The sequence below is a fragment of the Vibrio sp. 970 genome (assembly GCF_033339075.1).
In genome coordinates, this window is the sequence record NZ_JAWOTW010000310.1 from 1 (window position 1) to 705 (window position 705).

Annotated in this window: 1 protein-coding gene; it reads left to right on the top strand. The window is 48.8% G+C overall.

Annotated features, from left to right (window positions below):
* Nucleotides 1-681 (top strand): sigma 54-interacting transcriptional regulator (locus R7Q11_RS26355; protein ID WP_225467019.1); only part of this gene is annotated, 681 nt, incomplete at its 5' end.
* Between the last annotated feature and the right edge of the window lie 24 nt (nucleotides 682-705).

The following is a 705-nucleotide window of genomic DNA, read 5'->3' on the forward strand; positions in this document are numbered from 1 at the left end:
GAAATCGGTGACATGCCGCTGGATATCCAGACACGTTTACTGCGCGTGTTGGCGGATGGTCAGTTCTACCGTGTTGGTGGTCACTCTCCGATTCGTGTCGATGTACGTATTGTCGCCGCCACGCACCAAAACCTCGAAAAGCTGGTACACCAAGGCGATTTTCGTGAAGACTTGTTCCACCGTTTGAACGTCATTCGCGTACAAATTCCTGCGCTTCGTGAACGCAAACAAGACATTGAAAAGCTCACACAACACTTTCTGGTACGCGCCGCAGATGAGCTTGGAGTGGAAACCAAAACCTTGCACCCGTCGACGGTCGAAATTCTCAATCGACTCAATTGGCCGGGCAACGTACGTCAGCTAGAAAACATTTGTCGCTGGTTAACCGTGATGGCGAGTGGCAGTGAAGTATTACCGAACGATTTGCCTTCAGAGCTTTTGGAAGAGAAGAAGACCGTTTCGGATTCAACCAAAGGTAGCTGGCAAGAACAATTGGCGGACTGGGCACGTCAATCGCTCGCTGCGGGGGATAAAGAACTACTTTCTTTCGCATTACCAGAATTTGAGCGCATTTTATTAGAAGCTGCATTGGAGCACACTAAAGGTCACAAGCAAGATGCCGCTAAAGTATTAGGCTGGGGACGCAATACGCTAACCAGAAAGTTAAAAGAGTTGTACTGACCGTCACTTAAGCAGTGAGTTAAC